The sequence below is a fragment of the Pontibacter sp. 13R65 genome, from assembly GCF_047525655.1.
In the GTDB taxonomy this organism is placed as follows: Bacteria; Bacteroidota; Bacteroidia; order Cytophagales; family Hymenobacteraceae; genus Pontibacter.
In genome coordinates this window covers 58,172-80,889 of sequence record NZ_JBLIQL010000014.1, presented here as the reverse complement: position 1 = coordinate 80,889, position 22,718 = coordinate 58,172, and the positions used below count along the sequence as shown (strand labels likewise).

23 protein-coding genes are annotated in these 22,718 nt (G+C 46.0%); 14 read left to right on the top strand and 9 right to left on the bottom strand.

Annotated elements, in window-relative coordinates; all coding sequences use genetic code 11:
* Positions 1–160 precede the first annotated feature (160 nt).
* Entirely contained in the window at positions 161–796 is a 636-nt protein-coding gene (locus ACMA1I_RS15905; RefSeq protein ID WP_337069396.1) for a hypothetical protein, read from the bottom strand.
* A gap of 268 nt (positions 797–1,064) precedes the next feature.
* On the opposite strand from ACMA1I_RS15905, the gene ACMA1I_RS15900 reads away from it, so the two are divergent.
* The 4 genes from ACMA1I_RS15900 (at position 1,065) to ACMA1I_RS15885 (ending at position 5,491) form a co-directional block, all read left to right on the top strand.
* Entirely contained in the window at positions 1,065–3,503 is a 2,439-nt protein-coding gene (locus ACMA1I_RS15900) for a GAF domain-containing protein (RefSeq protein WP_337069395.1), read from the top strand.
* 282 nt (positions 3,504–3,785) lie between these two features.
* Complete coding sequence (locus ACMA1I_RS15895; protein ID WP_337069394.1) at positions 3,786–4,592, top strand: hypothetical protein; 807 nt, start codon at positions 3,786–3,788, stop codon at positions 4,590–4,592.
* A gap of 182 nt (positions 4,593–4,774) precedes the next feature.
* A complete protein-coding gene (locus ACMA1I_RS15890) occupies positions 4,775–4,996 on the top strand; it encodes a CDGSH iron-sulfur domain-containing protein (protein ID WP_337069393.1) in 222 nt (73 codons plus the stop codon).
* 48 nt (positions 4,997–5,044) lie between these two features.
* Positions 5,045–5,491: a DUF2007 domain-containing protein gene (locus tag ACMA1I_RS15885; RefSeq protein WP_337069392.1), complete on the top strand. Its 447-nt coding sequence runs from the start codon at positions 5,045–5,047 to the stop codon at positions 5,489–5,491.
* Positions 5,492–5,546: 55 nt separating this feature from the next.
* Here ACMA1I_RS15885 and ACMA1I_RS15880 read toward each other — a convergent pair whose 3' ends face one another.
* Positions 5,547–5,804, bottom strand: coding sequence for an acyl-CoA-binding protein (locus tag ACMA1I_RS15880; RefSeq protein WP_337069391.1), 258 nt, complete (start codon positions 5,802–5,804; stop codon positions 5,547–5,549).
* Positions 5,805–6,123: 319 nt separating this feature from the next.
* Here ACMA1I_RS15880 and ACMA1I_RS15875 point away from each other — a divergent pair, with 319 nt between their 5' ends.
* Positions 6,124–6,651, top strand: coding sequence for a DUF4385 domain-containing protein (locus ACMA1I_RS15875; protein ID WP_337069390.1), 528 nt, complete (start codon positions 6,124–6,126; stop codon positions 6,649–6,651).
* A gap of 116 nt (positions 6,652–6,767) precedes the next feature.
* Here ACMA1I_RS15875 and ACMA1I_RS15870 read toward each other — a convergent pair whose 3' ends face one another.
* Positions 6,768–7,769, bottom strand: a complete 1,002-nt coding sequence (locus ACMA1I_RS15870) for a zinc-binding dehydrogenase (RefSeq protein WP_337069389.1) — start codon at positions 7,767–7,769, stop codon at positions 6,768–6,770.
* A 126-nt stretch (positions 7,770–7,895) separates the two neighbouring features.
* On the opposite strand from ACMA1I_RS15870, the gene ACMA1I_RS15865 reads away from it, so the two are divergent.
* Entirely contained in the window at positions 7,896–8,399 is a 504-nt protein-coding gene (locus ACMA1I_RS15865) for a GNAT family N-acetyltransferase (protein ID WP_337069388.1), read from the top strand.
* A 703-nt stretch (positions 8,400–9,102) separates the two neighbouring features.
* Here the strand turns inward: ACMA1I_RS15865 and ACMA1I_RS15860 are convergent.
* On the bottom strand, positions 9,103–10,323 hold the full coding sequence (locus ACMA1I_RS15860; RefSeq protein WP_337069387.1) for a S8 family serine peptidase: 1,221 nt from the start codon (positions 10,321–10,323) through the stop codon (positions 9,103–9,105).
* Between the two features lie 364 nt (positions 10,324–10,687).
* Here ACMA1I_RS15860 and ACMA1I_RS15855 point away from each other — a divergent pair, with 364 nt between their 5' ends.
* Both ACMA1I_RS15855 and ACMA1I_RS15850 read left to right on the top strand, forming a co-directional pair.
* A complete protein-coding gene (locus ACMA1I_RS15855; RefSeq protein WP_337069386.1) occupies positions 10,688–11,449 on the top strand; it encodes a peptidylprolyl isomerase in 762 nt (253 codons plus the stop codon).
* Between the two features lie 147 nt (positions 11,450–11,596).
* The gene (locus ACMA1I_RS15850; RefSeq protein WP_414703929.1) at positions 11,597–11,878 is read left to right on the top strand and encodes a (2Fe-2S) ferredoxin domain-containing protein; all 282 of its coding nucleotides are present in this window, start codon (positions 11,597–11,599) and stop codon (positions 11,876–11,878) included.
* 53 nt (positions 11,879–11,931) lie between these two features.
* On the opposite strand, the gene ACMA1I_RS15845 is transcribed toward ACMA1I_RS15850, so the two are convergent.
* The 3 genes from ACMA1I_RS15845 to ACMA1I_RS15835 all read right to left on the bottom strand — a co-directional run bounded on the left by ACMA1I_RS15845 (position 11,932) and on the right by ACMA1I_RS15835 (position 14,377).
* Complete coding sequence (locus tag ACMA1I_RS15845; RefSeq protein ID WP_337069384.1) at positions 11,932–12,468, bottom strand: ferritin; 537 nt, start codon at positions 12,466–12,468, stop codon at positions 11,932–11,934.
* 192 nt (positions 12,469–12,660) lie between these two features.
* Complete coding sequence (locus ACMA1I_RS15840; protein ID WP_337069383.1) at positions 12,661–13,014, bottom strand: hypothetical protein; 354 nt, start codon at positions 13,012–13,014, stop codon at positions 12,661–12,663.
* A 301-nt stretch (positions 13,015–13,315) separates the two neighbouring features.
* The gene (locus ACMA1I_RS15835) at positions 13,316–14,377 is read right to left on the bottom strand and encodes a hypothetical protein (RefSeq protein WP_337069382.1); all 1,062 of its coding nucleotides are present in this window, start codon (positions 14,375–14,377) and stop codon (positions 13,316–13,318) included.
* Positions 14,378–14,818: 441 nt separating this feature from the next.
* Here ACMA1I_RS15835 and ACMA1I_RS15830 point away from each other — a divergent pair, with 441 nt between their 5' ends.
* Positions 14,819–15,403, top strand: a complete 585-nt coding sequence (locus ACMA1I_RS15830; RefSeq protein ID WP_337069381.1) for a DUF1579 family protein — start codon at positions 14,819–14,821, stop codon at positions 15,401–15,403.
* 284 nt (positions 15,404–15,687) lie between these two features.
* Here the strand turns inward: ACMA1I_RS15830 and ACMA1I_RS15825 are convergent, their stop codons facing one another.
* On the bottom strand, positions 15,688–15,897 hold the full coding sequence (locus ACMA1I_RS15825; protein WP_337069380.1) for a hypothetical protein: 210 nt from the start codon (positions 15,895–15,897) through the stop codon (positions 15,688–15,690).
* Positions 15,898–15,926: 29 nt separating this feature from the next.
* Here ACMA1I_RS15825 and ACMA1I_RS15820 point away from each other — a divergent pair, with 29 nt between their 5' ends.
* The 3 genes from ACMA1I_RS15820 to ACMA1I_RS15810 all read left to right on the top strand — a co-directional run bounded on the left by ACMA1I_RS15820 (position 15,927) and on the right by ACMA1I_RS15810 (position 17,526).
* A complete protein-coding gene (locus ACMA1I_RS15820; protein ID WP_337069379.1) occupies positions 15,927–16,508 on the top strand; it encodes a hypothetical protein in 582 nt (193 codons plus the stop codon).
* A 153-nt stretch (positions 16,509–16,661) separates the two neighbouring features.
* Positions 16,662–17,246 (top strand): hypothetical protein, encoded by a 585-nt coding sequence (locus tag ACMA1I_RS15815; RefSeq protein ID WP_337069378.1) that lies wholly within the window; start codon positions 16,662–16,664, stop codon positions 17,244–17,246.
* A 139-nt stretch (positions 17,247–17,385) separates the two neighbouring features.
* Positions 17,386–17,526, top strand: a complete 141-nt coding sequence (locus ACMA1I_RS15810) for a hypothetical protein (protein ID WP_337069377.1) — start codon at positions 17,386–17,388, stop codon at positions 17,524–17,526.
* Positions 17,527–17,624: 98 nt separating this feature from the next.
* On the opposite strand, the gene ACMA1I_RS15805 is transcribed toward ACMA1I_RS15810, so the two are convergent.
* Positions 17,625–17,960 carry an MGMT family protein gene (locus ACMA1I_RS15805; protein ID WP_337069376.1) on the bottom strand — a complete coding sequence of 112 codons (336 nt, stop codon included), beginning with the start codon at positions 17,958–17,960 and terminating at the stop codon, positions 17,625–17,627.
* Between the two features lie 279 nt (positions 17,961–18,239).
* Between ACMA1I_RS15805 and ACMA1I_RS15800 the strand changes: the two genes are divergently transcribed.
* Positions 18,240–19,325, top strand: coding sequence for an efflux RND transporter periplasmic adaptor subunit (locus ACMA1I_RS15800; protein ID WP_337069375.1), 1,086 nt, complete (start codon positions 18,240–18,242; stop codon positions 19,323–19,325).
* A gap of 235 nt (positions 19,326–19,560) precedes the next feature.
* Complete coding sequence (locus ACMA1I_RS15795) at positions 19,561–22,662, top strand: efflux RND transporter permease subunit (RefSeq protein WP_337069374.1); 3,102 nt, start codon at positions 19,561–19,563, stop codon at positions 22,660–22,662.
* The last annotated feature ends 56 nt before the right edge of the window (positions 22,663–22,718 follow it).

The window sequence follows — 22,718 nt, the reverse complement described above, 5'->3', positions numbered from 1 at the left end:
GAACCAAAAAGCCCCGGCTGCGTTGTGCAGCCGGGGCTTTTTGGTTCTAATGACTTGTATAGCGAGCGAACAGGCCTTGGTCTCTAAACTCTAAAAGTAGCTCCGGAAGGCCATTTTCATTAGCAGAATGGCTTAGCGCGCCTGCTTAGGCTGGCAAAGGTTAATTGCTGTTCTGCTTGCGGTTTTCAAATTTGTCTTTTACATCGCGGCTCTTGCGCAGGGTATTAAACTCTACCTGCAAAGCGGCAATTTTCATTTTATCACCGTTTGGCAGGGCATCCAGCACAAGCTCTTTCCGGTCAGACAGTTGCAGGTACACATGCTCGGCATAGTCCCAATCGCGGAGGCTCCAGCGGGTACGGCGGGCTCTCACCTGCTCCATAAAATAGACATACCGGTCGCGCAGGTCTATCATACGGATGGCTTTGATGTTATTGGTTCCGGTTAGCTCCCTCTCCCATCGGGCAGCCTCTTCGCGGTTGAGGGGCTGGCCGTAAGCCTCCTCATTCTGCTGTTCCATGTCGTGGTACTGGCTTTTCAGCTCACCGTACTCCTGCTTGGAATTGTCGGAGAGTTTACTAGCATTCTTATCCAGCTTTTCGGTACGGGTAAAAAACTCTTGCTTTATGGCCGGCCATTCTGCACGTGTCACGCTGTCGGCCTGGTTTGCCTTTTTGATTAACCAAGCTCTTAAATCGGCCACATCTTTCTCTAGTTGCGCCTTGCCCTGCGCCTGCACGCCGGCTCGGGTAAGCACAAAAACCAGCACCAGGGTGAGTTTAAACAGTATTTTCATGTAGTTCTTTCGTTTTAGTCGTGTATGCTTTCGGCTTACATGCATAAATATTATGCCAGAATATATAGAACAACGCTAATAGAGCCTGCAAAGCCAATGAGGCAAGCTTTGCTTTTAACGATAACATAACGCCAGCTCCCTAAATTATTTTATACTTTTTAGCACAACTCACGTTTAAATCTCAAAAGACGAAAGCATACACCACCAGTGCAGCCGCTCGTTTTCGTCTCCTTCCACACCTATTTTTAATTACCTTCAAAACTTGTACATGAGAGATAAAAGAGGCAGCCAGCAAGAAACTGTTGTTTCGATTACGAATAACGACCAGGTAACTTTGAGCGTGGACAAGTTCCCGTTCAAGACTACGCTTAGCCTGTCTACGCTTATCTCCTACTGGGAGACGAAGGTTGACACCGACCCTAACTGCAATGTGGCCCGTGTGATAGAGTTAGCTACCCTCTTGCGCCAGACACCGGAGCTGCTGGAGCCGATAGAGGATGTATCGATCATCGACAAACATATTAACACCATCGACATTCTGATGGAAGACATTTTTCCGAGTGCGCTTTGGGAAAACGACCTGAAGGCGGTGGTGGTGCCTTTCCAGTTCGAAAGCTTTTATGCCACGCCGAAACTTGAGGAGATGAAGCTGCTGGGTGGTGGCAACTATACCGAAAAGCTGAGTATCGACCCCAAAACGTTGCTTTTCAGACAAACCATATCGGCGTATACCATCATTCTGGAGAAGTTTTACAATGCGAACTTCGAAGTTGACGAACCGTTTATTTTCACGGTAAAAGATAAAATAAGACGGCTGGAGCGGCACTACAAGCTAAGCATAGACCTTAAGTTTATGGAAGTAAATGTGCTGGGCGAGCTTAAACAGCTGAGCGATGCTGAAATAAATTTCCTGATAAACCGCTACAACGACCTGGACCTGTGGATGGAAAAGCTGCCGCCACAGAACTTTGAGTTTACCGGCTTTGCTATCTACGATTTTACGGATGTAACCACCGAAGAAACTATATCATCGCTCCGTTACGATCTGCTTGAGAAAGGATCTGTAAACTCTCCCGAAAGCTTTGAAAGCCTGCAGCAAAAGCTGCGCGTGCTTTTTAGTCTACCGGACCTGCAGCTGGGCCTGATCACCTGTCCCGCTATTAATGATTTCGACACAACCTATGCACGCAAACTCTGGAACGGTCTTGTGCTGAACAAATCGTGCTCAGAAAAAATGGATGACATTACCAACTCTATTTACGAGCCGGTAATGCGCCTGGGGCACACAGTTATAGTCGAGGACCTCAACCTGTTTCAGCACCCCACCGGAGTTGAACAGAAGCTGCAGCAAGCTAAAATAAGGAACCTGATTGTGGCACCGTTAAACTACAACGGCCACATTATAGGCATGCTGGAACTGGCTACGCCCATACCAGGCGAACTAAACGCCCTCACCACTATCCGTTTAAAAGAAATTCTGCCACTTTTCGCGCTTGCCATGAACCGTGGCCTGGATGAGCTTCGCAGCAGTATTCAGAACATTATAAAAGAGAAATATACTGCCATACATCCTATTGTAGAGTGGCGCTTTACAAAGGCGGCAATAAACCTGCTCGAGAAGCGGGAGCGAAATGTAAGTTCAGAGATCGAGCCCATCGTTTTTAAAGATATTTTCCCCCTCTACGGTGTTTCTGATGTAAGAAGCTCGGCCTCAGAGCGAAACAAGGCCATACAGGGCGATTTACTCGACCAACTTACGCTGGCTAAAGATGTAGTGCTGGCCGCCAAAGACAACCTGCAACTTTCTATTCTGGATGAGCTAATTTTTAAGATAGACAAATATTCGCAGAGCATTATGCACGAACTGGTAACAGGAGACGAAGGCCTGATAGTGGATTTTCTACGGTCCGAAATAGAGCCTTTATTCGACCACTTCCTGCAACGCAATCCTGCCACTACCGGTCCTGTTGCTGCATACCGCCAAGCCATCAACAATCCCTCAGGAGCGGTATATAAAAAGCGGAAAGCCTACGAAGAAAGCCTTTACCTGATCAACGAAACCATTTCCTCTTTTCTGGAAAGAGAAGAAGCCAAGGCGCAGGAGATATTTCCGCACTACTTCGAAAAAAATAAGACCGATGGCCTGGAGTACAACATCTACATTGGTTCTTCGCTGCTCAACACAGGCACATTTGAGCCGCTTTACCTCAAGAACATGCGCCTCTGGCAGCTCATGCTTTCCTGTGAAATAGCACGCCGTATACAGAACCTGCGCGCCAACCTCAAACTGCCCCTCGAAATTACACAGCTCATACTCGTGCACAGTACGCCTATTTCTATCCGGTTCAGGCTCGATGAGAAGAAGTTTGATGTAGACGGTGCAAATAACATTCGGTACGAAATTCTGAAAAAACGGATCGATAAAGCGACCTTGCTCGGATCTGAGGAAAGACTCACGCAGCCCGGCACTATTGCGATTGTGTACACCCTACAGCGCGAGGCGGAGGAATATATGCGCTACATAGAGTTCTTACAGTATGAAGGCTACATCAGTAAAGAGGTAGAGCACCTGGAGCTGGAAGAAATGCAAGGGGTGCAGGGGCTGAAGGCGCTCCGTGTAAGCATCAACTTTAAAGAGCAACTCCGCCACGACATAGATGCTGGTGACGAGTTGCTGGCTATTGCCAAAAATGCAACTTTAAATTAACTAAGACCAACTGTCTTATATTCAAAATATCCTATAGTGTAAATTTTTAAAAACTTTTACCTAAAATTTCCGTTGCTTACAAAATTTAAATAAACACCTGTTTTACAGTTATTTAAACACGCTAAACAACAATCTGAGTGTAAACAACAAAAACAAATCAGTTACTTTTTTAGCAGCAAGTGCAATTATTTTTAAAAAGAGAGCGTTCACCATAACAACGACCAGTAATACGTACCGGTCTATCTTTTTATATTCACCATTCAACTTTCAACTTTTAGCCAAATGAAATTGAAGAACAGTATTTTGCCAGCTATGCTACTATTTGGAGCTGCTGCGCTATCCTCGTGCGAAAAAAATGAGCGGGAATCAGTAGAACCAGCTTTCGAACAAGGAAAAATTTCGCACGTGCTGGCGGACTCTGCAGAGGTAACCACTTACAACTTTGCAGGAAGCCAGATTGCCCAGGTAAACCATTTTAACCCGAAATCCGGAGAACTGGAGACCTATGAGCAGTACACCCGCGACAACAAAGGCAAGCTTGTGAAGTTAAGCACCTACCTGGGAAACTCTAAAACCCTGCTTACAGAGCAGCAGTTTGTTTACAACCAGAAAGGCGACCTTGCCAAAACTAACACCGCCTATTATGCTGGCGGACAGTTAGAATACACCTCTTTTGCTACCTTTAGCTACTCCGACCATAAGCTTAAGTCTAAAACGGTTTATGAAGGAACCGACCAGGACAGCACTACCTCCAGAGTAAAATCTTATTATGAGTACGAAGTGCTTCCAAACGGTAACTACAGCCAGGAAAAGCAGTTTGTAATAGACGAAACAGGAGAGCCTAAGCTTTACTCTACCACCACCTACTCTTACGACTCACACGAGAACCCATTCCATGATTTTGCAGAGCCAGGCAGCATCAGCAGCCCCAACAATGTAATTAGCTATGCTACGCTGGTGCACAGCACCAACAAAACATATACGGTTAGCTACGCCTACAAATACAACGAACACGGCAAAGCCATTAGCATGACCACCAAAGGAGCCAAAGGTAAATCCGAAACACTTACGTTTGGCTACGGCAGCTAAGCCTTTATAAGTTGGCCATGCGCCAGCAAATACACAGTAACCGGCCCAGGCAGGTTGCTCCCAAACGTGGCTCTGCAGCAGCAGGGCCACGTTTTTTGTTTACTACCTAATCCATTATTGTGTACAACAGGAACTCTACCGGCCGAAAACAGTATATTTGTTCAGAATTAACTAAAACCAAGATGGCAAAAACTAAAATTACAGTTAACAACAACGGCTCGCTACGTGTAGAAGGCGAATTTGAAATAGTAGATAAAAACGGCAACGTGTATGATTTAGGAGGCCGCGAGCTTGTTTCGATTTGCCGCTGCGGCATGTCTCAGAACAAACCATTCTGCGATGGCTCCCACAAAGGCCATTTTGAGCATGAGGCAGTTGCTTTTAACCTGCCACCAAAAAAATAACATTATTCTGCGCGCAGCGGCTGCCGTTGTCTAGTTAACCCACTTGTTATGGCATTACGACTTGTTACCATCGCCACCTTTAGCCAACCCACCGAGGCCCATATCCTAAAAGGCCGCCTGGAGTCGGAAGGCATTCCCTGCTACCTGGGCGATGAGCATATTGTAGGAGCTCACCCGTTTTACTCTGTGGCAGTGGGCGGAGTAAAGCTGCAAGTGGAAGAGCAACACGCAGAAGAGGCGCGTGAGTTGGTAAATCGTATCCAATCTGGCAGAGGGCACCTCGATGCGGACGAAGACATAGAACTGGCGCCACCCATGCAACAGCATGAGCCAGCAATGCTTTGCCCCATCTGCGATTCTGATCATGTGCGGGAAGAAAACTATTCTAAAACTGTTTTCTCCTTTTCTTATTTACTGCTCGGCTTTCCGCTGCCCTTTTTTAACAGAAAGTTTAAGTGCTACGACTGTGGCTACACCTGGAAGCAAAAAAAATAGGCTGGCAAAAAATTGCCAGCCTATTTCGCTACCTGTTACTGCGCTAAGTACCCGGTTATTTTGAAGCCAGTTGCTCCATAATCCGAACATACTCTCCTCGGGCAACTTCAGGCGGTGTGCCTTTGAGTTTAAACCAGGCATCCCATTTCGCAATGCTCTTAAAGTCGAACCCGCCCGGACGTTCTGCACTTACGTCTCCCTCGGTGGCCTGCTTGTACAGGCCATACAACTGCAACAACACTTCATTAGAAGGACGCTCTGTCAATGTCTTCGATTTTGCTACGGCATTTTCAAATTCTTCTTGCGTAACCATATTGTATTATAATTTTTTCCGAGGTAAAGTTACAATTTTTTTATGCTTGGCGCGCATTTTTTAAAAATTTGATATGTGAAGCAAAAACATAACCTGCCCTTTAGATTATTCTTGGTTTAAACATTATTTAGAGCTTTTGCACGCGTCCGCATGCTTTGCCTCCTCTTTAAACTCCTAAAAAACAGTTGTTACTTTAAAGCTAAATCAGCGCTGGTTAAACAGAACAGACTTTAGTCGCGTTTAGTACATTGTCCTGTTGCAGCACCAGAAACGACATCTGGTGAAGGGTCTCAGGGAGCAGCACTTTAACATAGCCGACATGTCAAAAAACGCGTTCAATTATTCTTTAGATTTTGATAAGGTAGATTTCAGAGTGCACCCAGAACTGTACCGTGTGGGAGTAGGCGAGCAAGGCGTTCTGCTGGTGCAGCCCTACAAATCGGAGATCTTGCCGCACTGGAGGTTTAAAACAGAAGAAATAGCAAAAGAATCGGCAGAAAAGATTTATGCTTTATTCGAAGAGTACCTGCAGGCTAATGATTTTGTGGGGGCAGATATGGCTCGTAAGTACCTGCAGATGGGCTTTACAAGAGCCAGAAGGTATGCCAACCATAAGAGCGGTAAGAAATATGAAGATGACGGCAAAGAGAAGGATCCAGCCTTAGCGTACCCTTATTCTTCCGGAAGTAAAAACAAAGGTAACTCCATTCGTTCGCAGGAGCAGGATGCCCTTACCAACGAAAAGGCTAAGGCTGCAGCCATTTTTAAAACCTACTGGTTTAAAGCCAAAGACAATCCTACTTATCTGCAGCAAAAAGAGGCTTTCAAAAAACAGTATTACACCTGAGACATGGAGAACCCTAGCCCCGCCAGCGGCTAAAATGCCTCCGGAAGGCTATTTTCATTAGAATAATTTGGTTACGCTGTGGAATTGAAGTTTTTATTAAGGCTACATCCGAACCACTACTCCCCTACTTTCAGCACAATTTTACCGAACTGCTTACCGGCCTCCATATACCGCATAGCCTGCTCCGCTTGTTCCAGCGGAAAAATGCAATCGACTACAGGCCTCACCTGATGCTCCTGCACAAAGGCTGCCATTTGAGCAAAATCCTGGCTGGTGCCCATGGTGCTGCCAAAAATAGAGAGTTGTTTCCAGAAAATCTCGGCAGGGTTTAGCTGCCCCAGCATGCCGGTAGTGCCACCGTAAAGGCCAATGCGCCCACCTGGTTTTGCCAGCTTCACCAATTGCACAAAGCCTTCGCCTCCTGCTCCATCTATGCTCACATCAAAGCCTCCCACCTGCGCTTTCAGCTCTTTCCCCCAGTTTGGCTGTCGGTAATTAATGCCGCCAGCGGCACCCAATGCTTTGGCTCGTTCCAGTTTTTCTTCGGAACCAGACGTTACCCACACCTCTGCCCCGGCGGCCACAGCAAATTGCAAAGCCAACAGAGCCACACCACCTCCCACACCCGTAACCAATACCTTCTCACCGGCCTGCAGCCCACACTTGCTAAACAATGCCCGGTAAGCCGTAACGCCAGCTAAAGGCAATGCCGCAGCTTCCTCAAAACGCAGGTGCTCCGGCTTGGGGTGCAAGTTGGCAGCGTTAACTTTTACATAATCGGCAAAGGCTCCGTCTTGTGGCATGCCGAGCACCTTAAAATCTCTTGACTGCACCTGCGGGTTGTCGCCCCAGTCGGTAGTAGGATCTATTAGAACTTCTCGCCCCAACCAATCTGCTGCCACGCCTTCTCCTAATGCTTTTACCACGCCAGCGCCATCGGAGCCAAGCACTGCCGGATAATCTTTTGTAAAGTACTTGCCGTATTGTATCCATACATCCCGATGGTTCAGGGCGGCAGCCTTTACCTGTACCAGCACTTCTCCGGCAGCCAGAACAGGTTGTGGCTTCTCTACCAGCTCAAAAGGCTTGTTAATTCCTTCCAGATTAATAGCTCTCATATCAACAGATTTTGATTTCTCCTATTTTTATCCAAATATAGAAGTTTAAACCAGACCCGAAAGTCGGCCTGATGTTGGCTATTCGTTTTCAAGCACTTAACTTGCAATGTTAACTTAGTATATTCAATGACTACATTATACAGCATACGCTCCGCCTCCGAAGCCGACATTCCTGCCATACAACAACTGGCAGAAGCCACCTGGGAGCCCACCTACAGTAAGATACTGACGCAGGAACAGATTACCTACATGTTTGGGCTTATTTACACAGAGAAAGCGCTGCTGCAGCAAATGAAGGAGGGCCAGAAGTTCATGCTGCTGCAGGAACAGGAACGGCCCATAGGCTTTGCCTCTATATCGGAGAAAGATGTTGCGCAACAAGTTTACAAGCTAAACAAGATTTACCTGCACCCTCACTACCAGGGCAAAGGACTTGGCAAAGTGTTGCTCAGCAGTGCCGAAGCAGCTGCCCTTACACACGGCGCCCAGGTACTCGACCTAAACGTGAACCGGCACAACCGTGCCCTGCACTTTTACCAGGCCTGCGGCTACACATTATTGCAAGAAGTAGACATTCCTATCGGGCCATTCTGGATGAACGACTATATTTTGCGAAAGAAACTCTACTAAAAACTCTTGCAATTATGCCTGCAGCCGCCGCTGCCTGGCATTAAATTGATATGCATGGTAATTGAACTCATGCACCACGCATCACCAAAATGCCTCCGGAAGGGCATTTTCATTAGAATAATTTCATCAAAAGAAAGCTAATTTCAAATGATAAATTGCGAAAGGAGGCTACAGAGCGAACACCTTTGCCAGGTGCACCCCTTTACGATTTTTTGTTTGAGCGTTCAGCGAGTGGGGGTGCAGGGGCCCCCTTTAGACAAAATCGTCTTGCTTTTTTGGTTCTTTTTGTATCAAGACAAAAAGAACCAAAAAAGCCAGCAATACAATGACTACACTCCGCTGTCACAGCTTAACAAGTGGCTATGCGAACTTAGACTAAAAGCTAATAGCGACTGCTAAAAAGTTAAACCGTTGGCATGAAAGTACGAGCTACAAGCTCGCACTAGCGAGAAAACAAATAGCTATAGCTAACACCTTAGCAGCAGCTATGTGAGCTTAGACCAAATATTACTAGCAGCCATTGCTAATGCATCTCGCCCACAAGATCCTTTCAGGAGGACAAGTAAATAAGCGAAGCGAAAAATCAGATGAGAATAGAAGTCAGTGGGTAACAAAAGTAATTGCTCCTATTGGCATAAAATAAAAAAGGCAGCCTAACCAGCTGCCTTTTCCTTTGTCGTTTCCGCTGTATAAAAATAAAATGCTATCTGTGGGCAATCGGGTCAGGGTTATTGTCTTTGTCGCCGGTTACGTAGCCATCAGTCTGGATGCTGCCCAACAGCAGGAGGCCAGCTACGTGTGGAGAAGCCATAGACGTACCGCTGATGGTGCTATAGCCACCGCCTTTCCAGGTCGATTTAATGTTAACCCCAGGTGCGCAGTAATCTATTGGCGGATTGCCGTAGTTAGAGAAGCTGGCAAACACACCTGCGCTGTTCATAGCAGAAACTGTGTATACATTGGCATGGTTCACGCGGGCCGGAGACGAGTTATTGGCATCGGCGCTCTCGTTGCCAGCTGCCAACGCAAACTTAACGCCTTTGGCCGCAGCTGCCAGCACGGCATCGTCGAGGGCCTGCGACACCGGACCGCCCAGGCTCATGTTGGCAACGTCGCCTGCCTTGGCGTTTGCTGCCACATAATCTACGCCAGCAATTACGCCGGAATAGGCACCGCTGCCTTGTGAGTTAAGCACTTTTACGGCTACCACCGTAGCTCCATGAGCCACACCCACTACGCCAATAGTATTGTTAAGCGCAGCAATAGTACCAGCCACGTGTGACCCGTGCCCATTGCCATCGTCGGCATCGCGGGCATCTTTGCCAGATGTAATAAAGGTTCTGCTTCTGCTTACATCCACTTTCAGGTCTGGGTGGTCGAGGTCTATGCCGGAGTCTAATACCCAGGCCGTTTTACCTGTGCCATCGCCATAACCCACGCGGGTTACGCCCCAGGGTACTTCCTGCGAAGAAGAACTGCCACCTCCTCCTGTACCGGGCTTGGCCAGCGCAAACATTCTGTCTGGCTCTATATAGGCCACACGGTCGTCTTTGCGCAGCTGGTTTACCTCAGCTGCCGATAACTCTGCCGACACACCCAGAATAGCCTGCCCGAAAGCCTGCTCAATTTTTGATTCGCCGATGCTGTGCGAGGAGAGAATTGCCTGCCCCATGATGCGCACCATTTCCAGGCGCTTCTCGTAAGGAGCATGCTGGTCCAGCCTGAGTGTTCCATTGTTAAAGACCACAATATATTTCCCCTGAATTATGGCGCCGTTCTCACTTCCTGCCTGCAAGGTTTCTATAGGATCCTGTGCTTCCGCTGGTTCGTCGGTGCAGGATGTAAAGCTAAATGATGCTGTCGTAACTGCTGCACCCATTAGGGCTGCGCGCAAAATGTTACGCGATAGTAACGTTTGTTTCATACTTGGTTTTAAGATGTGAATTGTAGAAAAATTTAAATTTTTCAGAGGAAACGATTTTTCAAAATACCAAACATAAACCTAATTAACAAGCCAATTATCCTTATTATTTAAAAATTAAACTATTTACCCCCCTCCTGAAATATCAATTAAATCTAATATATTCAATCCTCTTTACCAGAAAACTTAAGTCATGTTCAGGCATTGTTATTATTCTCTGTTTTCCAGGCTGTTATAAGATCAATATAAACAAGGTTTAATGCGCTTTATTGCAACACATAACCTGCCGCTGCAACCACTTGGGGGTGTGCGTGCGAATATTATTTGAATTTTGTAGCTTAGAGCATCACTTATGCGTTGTACTGCTATGGCTACTATATCTGGTATTGGAAATTTTGCGGTAATCCTGTGTTTGTGTTTTGCCTCGGCCTGTAACAGCGGCCAAGACAAAGCCACTGAACAGGCAGAAGCACCGCCCACACCCGACGAACAACTACAGGCTACCACCTCCGACAATGTGGTGGAACTGCTGACTGCCTACGGAAAAGAACATCCCGATAGCATTGCGATTATCAGCACCCGTCATGGCGATATCAAAGTACGCCTCTACCACGACACGCCTTTGCACCGGGCTAACTTTGTGAGGCTCACAAAGCTTGGCTTTTACGACCAAGGCGAATTTTACCGGGTGCTGGAGGGCTTCGCGATTCAGGGCGGCGACTCCGATGATCGCACCATGAAGCAGGGCGTTTACAAAATTCCGCAGGAGTTCAACCCCAAGTACTTCCACAAGCGAGGCGCTCTGGCAATGGCTCGTTACGGAGACGAAAAGAACCCCGAAAAAGAATCCTCATCGCATAACTTTTATATTGTGCAGGGCAAGCCAAAAGCTAAATACGAACTGCAGGCCTTTGAGCAGCAAAAAAACATGAGCTACACACCCGAACAAACCGAGGTGTACTTAAAAGAAGGCGGTGCTCCCAGCCTCGATCAGGAATATACAGTGTTTGGCGAGGTAATAGAAGGAATCGAAGTAGTAGATAAGATAGCAGCCGAGCCTGTAAACAGCCAGAAGTGGCCTAAAGAGATTGTGCCGCACAAAATAAGTATGGCAAACGGCGCTATATAATATTGAAGCAATATTGCTAAGCCCAGCGCAATTCCGCTAATGAAAATGCCCTTCCGGAGGTAAAAACATATCTGGCGCTGCTACTCGTTTTTATTTCTGATATTTGTGCGGCTGAACTTAAACAGCCTGAAAAGAGTAGTTTATACCATGAGCAAAGGATTTGATATACCCGATAAAGTAATTTATGTGTGCACGGGCAGCAAGTGCAAAAAAAAGGGCGGCAAAGACATAGCCCGCATGTTCCGGTCTATGATTAAAGACATGGGCCTTAAAAACACAGTAGAAATTGTAAAAACTGATTGTACCGACCGCTGCGATTTCGCGCCGGTTATGAGCATGCAACCCGATAACGCCTGGCTGCACCACGTAAACGAACGGCAGGCGCAGCAGGCCTTTCAAGACCACATTATAAACTCCAGCAAGTCATAAAAAAAGCCTGTGGATTGCTCCACAGGCTTTTTTTATGACTAAGGTGTTAAACCCTAATCTTCGTATGTGTCTTCGTAAGTGATTTTAGGAACCCGCTTGTCAATTTCATACAAGCCTGTTCCTTCTTCCCCGATTACATCGAAAAGCTCGAGGGCGCGGCGCGCTACATATTCTTCTTCTATCTGCTCCTTCAGGAACCACTGAATGAAAGAGAACGTCACGTAATCCTTAGATTTCTGGCAACGGTCTGCAATGCGGTTAAACGACTGCGTAACGGCAATTTCTTGCTGCAGCGCCTGCTCAAACACACCTCTAAAGGTATCATACTCTATTTGGGTATTGGTAATGGACGGCGATATAGCTCTGCCACCCATGTCCGACACATATTTGAAAAGGCGCAGCATGTGCTCCCGCTCCTCGTCAGATTGCTTTTTAAAGTAACCGGCGCTAAAATCGAAGCCATTACGGTCGCACCAGGCCGACATAGCCAGGTACATGGCAGATGCCTCCGCCTCCATTTTGATCTGATCGTTCAGAACTTTTTCTATTTCTTCGGTCAGGGATGTTCTAAGCCTAAGTAAATCCTTCATAAGGTTGAGGTAATTTTAATTCATGAAAATATTAGGAGTGCCTTCCAAAAAGGTTTCTCCTCTTACTTGATACCCTGAAGATAGAAATTAGGTTGTAATTAAGTGTAACTCCGTCGAAATATGGAAAAAGTCTAAATAAAAAAAGTACAGCCTTGGCTGTACTTGCAACTGGTAAGTATGGTATAGCTCCTGTTAAACAAAGAGCGGGTTCAGGCACTCGTGCAACATGCTGTTCAGGTGCAGCGAGAATTTAGCGCCTTCCAATAACTCCCTGAAAGCGTGTAGTTCAGGCATGGTTAGTACAAAGCAACGGTCGCAGCCACACACCGAAATAATCTCCAGGTCAGATGCCCGGTCGGTCCGGACGGCCATACTTTCGAGGTCTATGGCATCTACAGCATGTACCAGTCGCAGAAAAGCATCTACTTTTAAAACAGAAAGTTCTCCGGCAAAATGCAGGATAAACCTGTTTTTACGGTTGCACTGGTAAACTGCTCCTTTTGTAGTGGCGTAAATTTCGGCGATTTCTGTGGCTGTATGTGTCATTTGTACTGTATTAGCTGCAGGTATACCCTGATGAACAATACAAATGTAAAGTCTATTTAGAACCAGTCCAAATAAAAATGCAGTTATTTAGAAATAAACTAAATAGCTGCATTTTTATTTGGACTGGTGTTATTACACTTCGGTGACTAATAGATAGTTGTTAGATCCGGTTTTCCGACAAACCGAAATTATTTAAATAAAAATGACCTTCCGGAGGTGTTTTGAATGAACACACGCTCAGGGCTCTAAGCAACTATACCTACCCAACCATAGATTCATCGCCACACAATTTGCTGCTGACTTAGATCTTAAACTTTCCGGAGGCGATACGGGCATCTCTGGTTAGGACTGTTTTAATATTGAGCCGCACCAGGTCTCCCATGCTTCTGCATTTCAGAAACTCATCTGTTTTATGGTGTTTGGCAAGCTCATTTTTCAGTTGCTCCACTTTATCAGGAGTAGAAATGGTGTCTACCCGCATGCAGTCCACGAGCTCCTTTAGCCGGTATCGAACCGTTTTCATGCGCAGCCTGCGGTATAAAAGTGTGCGTTCTTCGCTTCGGTATTGCTCTATAGCCTGTTTGTCGAGGAGATTTACCACCAGGTCCACCACCCGGTTGTTGTCTTTAAAGAACTGTGGCAGGTACATAGATTTTCGGCCTTCGTACGACTGCTGGTCAAAATCGATGGCCCGCACCCGGTACTGCTCCTCTTCAAAGTCAGGGGTAATGTCTATTACATAGTTGTAGGCACGCATATCGCCAAGCAGGCGCACAAAGCAGCGCTCATTAAATTTAACGAACTCTTTGGCAATACGCACTCTGTTGGTAACAGGTCTGTTAAGATAATCTTTCATAAACACATCGCCCGGAATACCGGCAATGTGTTCTTCTATAAGCGTATCGTCGTGCACCAGGTAGTTAATGCGGCTGGGCGAAAGCAAATGTTCCAGTTCCAGCCCATACACCCTGGAAGCATCGGCATGCTTTACATAAAAGTAGTCGTAGTTGTCGTTGATCTGGTTCATGATCTGGACACGGAAGGGATGCGAGTTGCCAAAGGTGCAATAGTCTATCCGCGACACCACCAAGTGCTCCATAACCGACATATCGCCGTCTGTTTTCAGAATGGCATAGATTACCTTAAGCCCCAGGTTCAACTCTTTTTGCTCCTGATGCCCGTACATCACGGTTTCCCAGAGCGTATCGTTTCCTTTTTTGTCGTAGTACGGAAACGATTCTGTAAAATGGAGCAGATCCTCGTAGCTTATGGGCAGCTTCAGTTGCCGATCATAGGCCTTCAGGTATTTGCGTAGCTGAGAAACAATAGGGTAAAACTGTTTCTTTTTCGAGATATCGTTCACAGTAGTAAAAATTAGCTTGTAATCTTTGAGAAGCGCTGGCAGCAGGCAAGTTCGCCGGGTTCGTCGGCAAATTCTGCCTGTAAGCAATTCTACATAAGATATAAGTTACCGGCTCTAATTCATAATAATTAAAGGCTTTTTACACACCTCCACAGCCCTGCACTTCCCCACACACTTCTTAAATACGGATTTTCAGATAAACCACTGCATCTCCTATGGCTGCTAATTAGCTTACCAGGCCAAAATCCTGCTTCTTTTTAGTAGATTTTATAGAAGAGAATAATGGATTTTGTCTAGAGAATATTCAGGTAGAGCTATTGCTTATGGGTGTTTGTATAAAACAAAATTCCAGTGTTGATTTTCGTCTTATACTTGTATCGTTATCTAACTGAAAAACAACAACATTAGATAACACCGCAACTAAAACCTAAAAATAAAACAATGAAAAAATCAGTAATCTTCTTGCTGGCAGTAGTGCTGCTGGCTTGGTCTTCCGCCTCTGTTCAAGCTCAATCTGCCGCTCATTTATCTTACTCCGATGCTTCTTTTCTGCTACAAAAGACTTTAGGAAAGTGGCAACTAACCAAATCTAGCTGGAATATTGAGAAAAAAGAAATGAGCAAAATAACTGGCAGCGCTACTTTTAGCCCTTCCGTAAAAGATGTATCGGTGCACGAGCAGTCTGAAATAATGTTGGCCGATAATACTTTGCAAACAGAGGAAGGCCACCTGCGCTACTCAAAGTCGCGACATCGGTTCGAGTTTGTTAAACAAGATGCCAATACAGGCAAAGATGTAATTTTGTTCACCGGAAACTGGTATCCCAACTACAGAACTATACTGCTAACCGCAACACCAGCAACAAAAAACAAGAATGCAAAACCTGACCAGTGGCGCTATGTGTTCCAGGAAAATGGTTCCTTCACCAAGATGGTGCATAAAGCCGACAAAGCAGGTAACATGATTTTAACTGATCAGTACAACTTTACCCCCGCAAGCGCTGCTGCCACTGCCGAGCTAAAATAAACTTAATAAAATTCCTGGCTCGCGGGTCGTGAGCCAGGCTTTTTTAACCTCCAACTGGTTTAAAAGCAGGCAACTCAGCTTCTAAATCAACTTTATCAGGGTTGTTTCGGCAGCCACACCCATAAATAAAAACTTTCTCCTACTGGTCGACAGGACCAGGATCTACCTGCACCAGGCCCTGCTTTTTAGCAGCTGTTTTAACTTGGCAACTCTACTGCCATCTTCCCACATGCGCCTATTAATGGGCTGCAAAGCCTTACCACCTGCTATAGTCTGTGTTACTGTTAAACCAGAATAGTCAGAGCAAGCTTACCGATCCTTCCTTCTGCAAACACGCCGATCTTCCCGGTATCCACCGTTTGCCAGCCATGCTGCCCATACATATACGAAAGTAGCTGCAAGCTTATCATAAGCGCCACCAACGCAGATGCAGCAAAAGTCGCTCTTTTCTGCTTATAGGCCCAAATGCTAGCCAGAGCGCAGCATGCTTTCATTCCGGACACACTACCACCATAATAACATCATGAAAAGATTCCTGCTTATCCTGCTGACAGCCGTGCTGCCAGTAGGTTACTCCTCCGCTGCTCAGCCTGACCCTAACTCTACACCTCTTTCCTATTCCGATGTTACCTACCTTATTCAGAGAATTGCAGGCAATTGGTATGTTGATAAATCAACCTGGCACCCTGAAATTAAGAAAATGACCGGAATGGCAGGTACTGCCATTCACCAGCCAGCCTCGGATATTATTATGCACGAGCAGCTAGAAATATCTGAAGACGACGGAACTTCCTACATAGAAGAAGGTACCCTACGCTATTCTATGGATCGAAACCAGTTTGAGTTTGTAAAGCTAGACCCTGCCACAGGCAAAGAATTAACTTTGTACACAGGCCACTATTACCCCGAGTTCAAAACCATTCTACTTACCGGCGAGGTGCTACTAAAAAAACGAAAAGCTAAAATTGGCCAGCATCGCTACATTTTTCTCGACAACGGTTCATTTATCAAGATCATACACTACACCGACAAAAAAGGTGATCTCCACATGGGGCACCGTTACCACTATACTCCCGCCGGGAGTGTTGCTTCTGAGTTACAATAAAAGCCCACAGCCATACTTCGATCTTTTAAACAGCTGGTTTCACACTTATTTATATCTCAAGAATAAGAGATAAAACTATTCTCCCTCCTAAATAAAAATTCACAAAAAGCTATTAGACACCTAGTTAAAATCTTTACGCTTAAATAAATTACCATGAAAAATTTAAAAACAATCCTGATGGCAGTTGCGATGCTAGCTTTTAATGGCTACGCCGCTATGGCGCAGTCACAGGTAAGGCTCACGAGTTGTGATGCCACTTCTTTACTTGAGAAAACAATAGGAAAATGGCAGGTAAACCAATCAGCATGGCAATCAGAAAAAAAAGATCTAGCCACTTGGGCAGGTAGAGCCACCTATAACTCCTCAGGTAAGGGAAATAACGTGCATGAGTTGTGCGAAATAGAAATGGCTGATGGGTATACTAAAACATTTGATGGTTACTTGCGCTTTGTAGAAAACCAGAACCAGTTCGAATATGTGGTGGCAGACCCTGCTACTGGCAAAGAAGAGAAACTTTTTGTAGGAGAATGGTTTCCTGAGTTTAATACGCTTCTCCTATTCTCTGTAAGACCTAAAAACACCAAGCTATTTAAAAAGTATATTCCCGAGCAATGGCGCTACGTATTTTTCGACAATGGCACATTCAGTAAAATGGTGCATCAACCAGACGAAAACGGCAAGCTAATCCTGACTCACAAATACAACTACACAGCACCTGTTCTTGCAGATTCTAAGTAATAGCTTTAAAAATTAAGCAATTCTTTGTTAACACATCACAATTTCCCTTCAGATGTCAAATTAGTTAATTCTAATCCTTCAGGAAGCTTGATCCTGCTGGCACTCTCCCAAATTACTGCCGTAACACCACGTACAAACAATGATCCATCCGGAGCAGTGGCCTTATGTCTTTCACTATGATGGCACCTTTACCAAGCTAGTACACAAAGCCGATAAAAAAGGCAATATGCTCTTATCTACCCAGTTCCAACACACACCATACAGAACTGCCACACTTTAAATTAAAAAGCCTTCAGCAATTATGATTCCTGAAGGCTTTTTAATTTTCATTTCCTTTTTTTCCAAATCGCCAAACAGATGCCCCTGGGCTTTTGCTGCTTATAGGAGTTCTTTAGCTGGGTCCCAGAAAAGGCTTTTAAACTCTACCACCTGGTCGTTCTCCACTTTAACCCCCTCCTGCTCGAGGCGCTCCTGCATAGCATCAGGATATTCAAAATGTTGCTTGCCGGTAAGTTGTCCGTTTCTGTTTACTACCCGGTGCGCCGGTATAGCTGCAAACGGCTGTGAACTTATCAAGGCCCAACCCACCATCCGGGCCGAACCCTTTGCCCCCAGGTAGGCCGCAATGGCCCCATAAGATGTAACCCTCCCTTCCGGAATCAGCTTTACCACCTCATATACATTCTGAAAAAAGTTTTCCTTCTCTGTTTTCATCTTTTTTGAAAAAAAATAAAAATGAATTAAACCTGGGGGCATGATCTTTGTCTAAGGAGAAATCGGAAATCCATGCCAGGTGTTTTACTATTTCTAAGTTTAGCCAGCCCAAAAGAACTTTACAACGTGGGTTGGGGTTCTACAAAAGAAAACACCTTATTAATGTTTAAACGCTAAGACAGATTATTTCATCTGTTTTTTTGCTTTAGCCACCCATGTATATTTAATAACTTTGAGAAACCAATACTCCTAATAGCACACTACGTGCAAAAACATTACATGAACAAACCTGTTAAAACCATACTGGTGCTAGTAGCCGTCGCGGCAATTGCTTACTTGCTTGTGAGCAAGGTATTCTCTGACAATGGAACAGCAAAAAAAGATGCTCCCAAAGGTGGCCCCATGGCGCAGCGAGTAGCAGTAGATGTATTTGTAGTATCCCCGTTGGCTTTCCAAAACAAGATAACTTCTACAGGCACCGTACTGCCTAACGAAGAAGTGGAGCTAATTAGTGAGATTGCCGGCAGAGTAACAGGAATAAATTTTGAAGAGGGAACCCGTGTTCGGAAAGGCCAGCTCCTCCTGACTGTGAATGCGCAGGAATTGCAGGCGCAGCTTCAAAAGCTACGGTCTAACCAGAAACTGTTCAAAGATATGGAAGAGCGCCAGCGTACGCTTCTGGAGAAAGAGTATATAAGCCGCCAGGAATACGACCAGGTAAGCAACCAATTGGCCACCGCCAACGCCGATATACAGGCACTGCAAGCTAGCCTCGACAAAGCTTATCTTCGCGCTCCTTTTGATGGAATAATTGGAATGCGAAGCATTAGCGAGGGCAGTTATGTATCGGCCAACACACCTATTGCACGAGTGGTAGATGTTAGTCCGGTAAAAATAGAATTTGCCATACCTGGCCGCTATAGCCATCAACTAAAGGAGGGAGACAAAATTACGTTTACTTCGGAAGGAAACCCCGAGCGTTATGAGGCTAAAATTTATGCCCTGGCACCGAACATAGACCCTGCTACCCGCACCCTGGTAGTACGCGCTCTGTACGATAACAAGAAAGAGGAAGTAAAGCCTGGGGCATTTGTAAAAGTAGAAATTTCTTTAAAAGATGTAGATGAAGCTATTCTGCTTCCTACCGAGGCCATTATACCAGAGGCCACCGGCCATAAGGTATTTTTAGCAAAGGGAGGAAAGGCGGTTCCTAAAATGGTAAAAATAGGTCAGCGTTCCGAAACACTAATCCAGATTACTGAAGGAATAGAACCCGGAGACACCATTATCCGGTCCGGCATTTTGCAGGTCCGCCCTGGTTCGAACCTGAAGGTGCGCAACATAAACTCATCTACCGACGAGTAAACGTAAAATTCAACTTTGTGCTGCCAAAAATTTTCTTGTGGCAAAACAAAGAAAACCACCCAACCAACAGCCAGAAGAAAATAGCTCTCTGGCTGTTTTAGGCACTATGGTTCTGGCCAGTTACACCCAAAACTGACCCGGTAGCTAAACAACCTAAACCTGCGTGAATACACCCTCACGCAATTGCTATCAGAAAAAACTGCCGGAGCCAATCTCCGGAATTAACTCTACATTCATGGCAAGTTTATCGAACATTAGTATCAAACGCCCTGTGCTGGCTATCGTAATGAGCATTACGATTATGGTCTTTGGGTTTATTGGAATTACGTATTTGGGTGTGCGGGAATATCCAAGCGTAGACCCTCCTATCGTGAACGTTAGCACTACCTACACCGGAGCCAACGCCGAAACAATTGAATCAGAAATTACAGAACCACTCGAAGAGTCTATTAACGGTATCGCCGGTATCAGAACACTCACTTCTACGAGTAGCGATGGTAGCAGCAACATTACAGTAGAATTTAACCTGAGCGTAGACATGGAGGCGGCCGCCAACGACGTACGCGACCGGGTAGCCAGAGCTCAGCGCCGTTTGCCTGAAGACGCAGAACCTCCTACCATTGCCAAAGCCGATGCCGATGCCAACCCTATTTTGTTCTTGGGCATCAGGAGCGAGTCGCGTACTTTGCTCGACTTATCAGATATTGGTGCCAATGTATTTAAAGAGCAACTCCAAACTATACCGGGTGTCAGCGAAATTATGATCTGGGGCGATAAACGCTACTCCATGCGCCTCTGGATGGACCCCGACAAACTATCTGCCTTACAAGTTACTCCCATAGAAGTTCAAAGTGCCCTTACACGCCAAAACGTGGAGCTTCCTTCGGGTAGCATAGAAGGCGCTACAACAGAGCTTTCGGTAAGAACGATGGGGCGTATTTCTACACCAGAACAGTTTAACAACCTGGTAATAAGACAGGATGCAGATCGTCTGATTCGTTTCCGCGACATAGGCTATGCCCAGCTTGCGCCTGAAAACGAAAAAACAGTATTGCGTTACAACGGCATTCCGATGATTGGTGTTGTGCTGGTGCCGCAGCCTGGCTCCAACCAAGTAGAGATTGCCGATGAGTTTTATAGACGCCTGGAATATATTAAAAAAGATTTGCCGGAAGACCTGCAGCTTACAATAGGCTTCGATAACTCACAATATATTAAAGCCTCTATAGCCGAAGTAAAAGAAACCATTTTCATTGCTTTTGGCCTGGTGGTGGTTATCATCTTCCTTTTCCTGCGCGACTGGCGATCTACGCTCATACCTGTTGTTGCCATTCCGGTGTCGCTTATCGGGTCGTTCTTTATCATGTACCTGATGGATTTCTCTATCAACGTGCTTACCTTATTAGGTGTAGTACTGGCCATCGGACTTGTGGTAGACGATGCCATTGTAATGCTGGAGAATATTTATACCCGTATTGAAAACGGGGAACAACCCATGAAAGCCGCCAAAAAGGGATCTGCGGAAATTTACTTTGCCATTATTTCTACTACTGTGGCGCTGGCAGCTGTATTTATGCCTGTTGCCTTCCTCGAAGATACCACAGGCCGGCTTTTTAGAGAATTTGGTATTGTGGTAGCAGGTTCGGTTATTATTTCCTCTTTTGTGTCGTTAACCCTGACGCCGATGATGTCTTCGCGCATTCTGAAGCACCGGGATAAACCAAACTGGTTCTACCGCAAAACAGAGCCATTTTTCGCCTCGCTTACCGATGGCTACCGCAGCAGCCTCGAGAGCTTTATGAAAGTGCGCTGGGTTGCCTTTATCCTGATAGTGGTATCGGCAGGTGCTATCTGGTGGCAAATGTCTACGCTGCAGTCTGAGCTGACTCCGGACGAAGACCGAAACGGCCTCCGAATAAACGCTACAGGCCCGGAAGGTGCTTCGTTTGAGTTTATGGACCAGTACATGAACGAACTTACCTCGCTCGTGAACGACTCTGTAGAAGGCATCGCCAGCATCACCTCCATGACACGTAACTCTAACTCAGGCTTTATCCGGTTACGGTTAGTAGAGCCCCAGGATCGGGACAAATCGCAGCAGGAGATTGTAAACGACCTTCCTTCACTTATAAACCAGATACCAGGTGCCCGTGCTTTTGCCTCCGGCGACAAAGGATTAGGTGGCGGACGTGGGTCAGGTCAGCCAGTGCAGTTTGTGGTGCAGTCTCAGAACATAGATAAACTGCGTGAAATAATACCTCCATTCCTGGAAGCGGCACAACAAGACCCTACCTTTAACTTTGTGGACGTTAACCTGAAGTTTAACAAACCGGAATTGCGTGTAGAGATAGATCGCGAAAAGGCCACCTCCTTGGGAGTTAGCGTGCGCGATGTTGCACAAACTATGCAACTGGGTCTTAGTGGCCAGCGGTTCGGTTACTTTGTAAGGGGAGGCAAACAGTACCAGATTCTGGGGCAGGTCGCGCGCGAAAACCGTAGTGAGCCTTTGGACCTGCGCAGCCTATATGTAAAAAACACAAATGGTGAACTTATTCAGCTTGATAACCTGATTGAGCTAAAAGAAGAAAGTGCCTCGCCTCAGGTGTATCGCTTTAACCGTTTTGCGGCTGCAACTTTTAGTGCCTCCCTGGCTAAGGGCAAAACGATTGGCGATGGCATAACAGCCATGGAAAACATAGCCAATGAGGTGCTGGACGAAACCTTCCAGACTACTCTGGCTGGTCAGTCGAGAGATTTTTCGGAGAGCTCCGGCAGTTTAATGTTTGCCTTTTTACTCGCACTTGGCCTTATTTACCTGGCGCTCTCTGCGCAGTTCGAGAGCTTCCGCGACCCTGTTATTATTATGTTTACTGTACCACTTGCCCTGGCAGGTGCATTGTTGAGCCTATGGTATTTTAACGAAACCATGAACATCTTCAGCCAGATTGGTATGATTATGCTGGTGGGCCTGGTAACGAAAAATGGTATCCTACTGGTGGAATTTGCAAACCAACGAAAACAGGAAGGCCTGTCGAAGCTTGATGCAGCTGTAGACTCAGCCGTATCGCGCTTCCGACCAATTCTGATGACGAGCCTTTCGACCATTTTGGGTACACTACCAATAGCTCTGGCTTTAGGTGCTGGCTCTGAAAGTCGTGCCTCTATGGGTATTGCAGTGGTTGGCGGACTTATTTTCTCCACCGGTCTTACACTGTATATCATTCCGGCCATATACTCCTACTTCTCTAATTCCAACATTAAACCGATAGAAGAAGACGAGGAAGAAGTAAAGATTAAAAAATCAAATACAGCAACACCAACTCCTGTTGCTCATTAAGTAAAATAAGGAGAGATACTGGCGGGGCAAGCGGAGCCAAGGTTTACGCCTGCCTT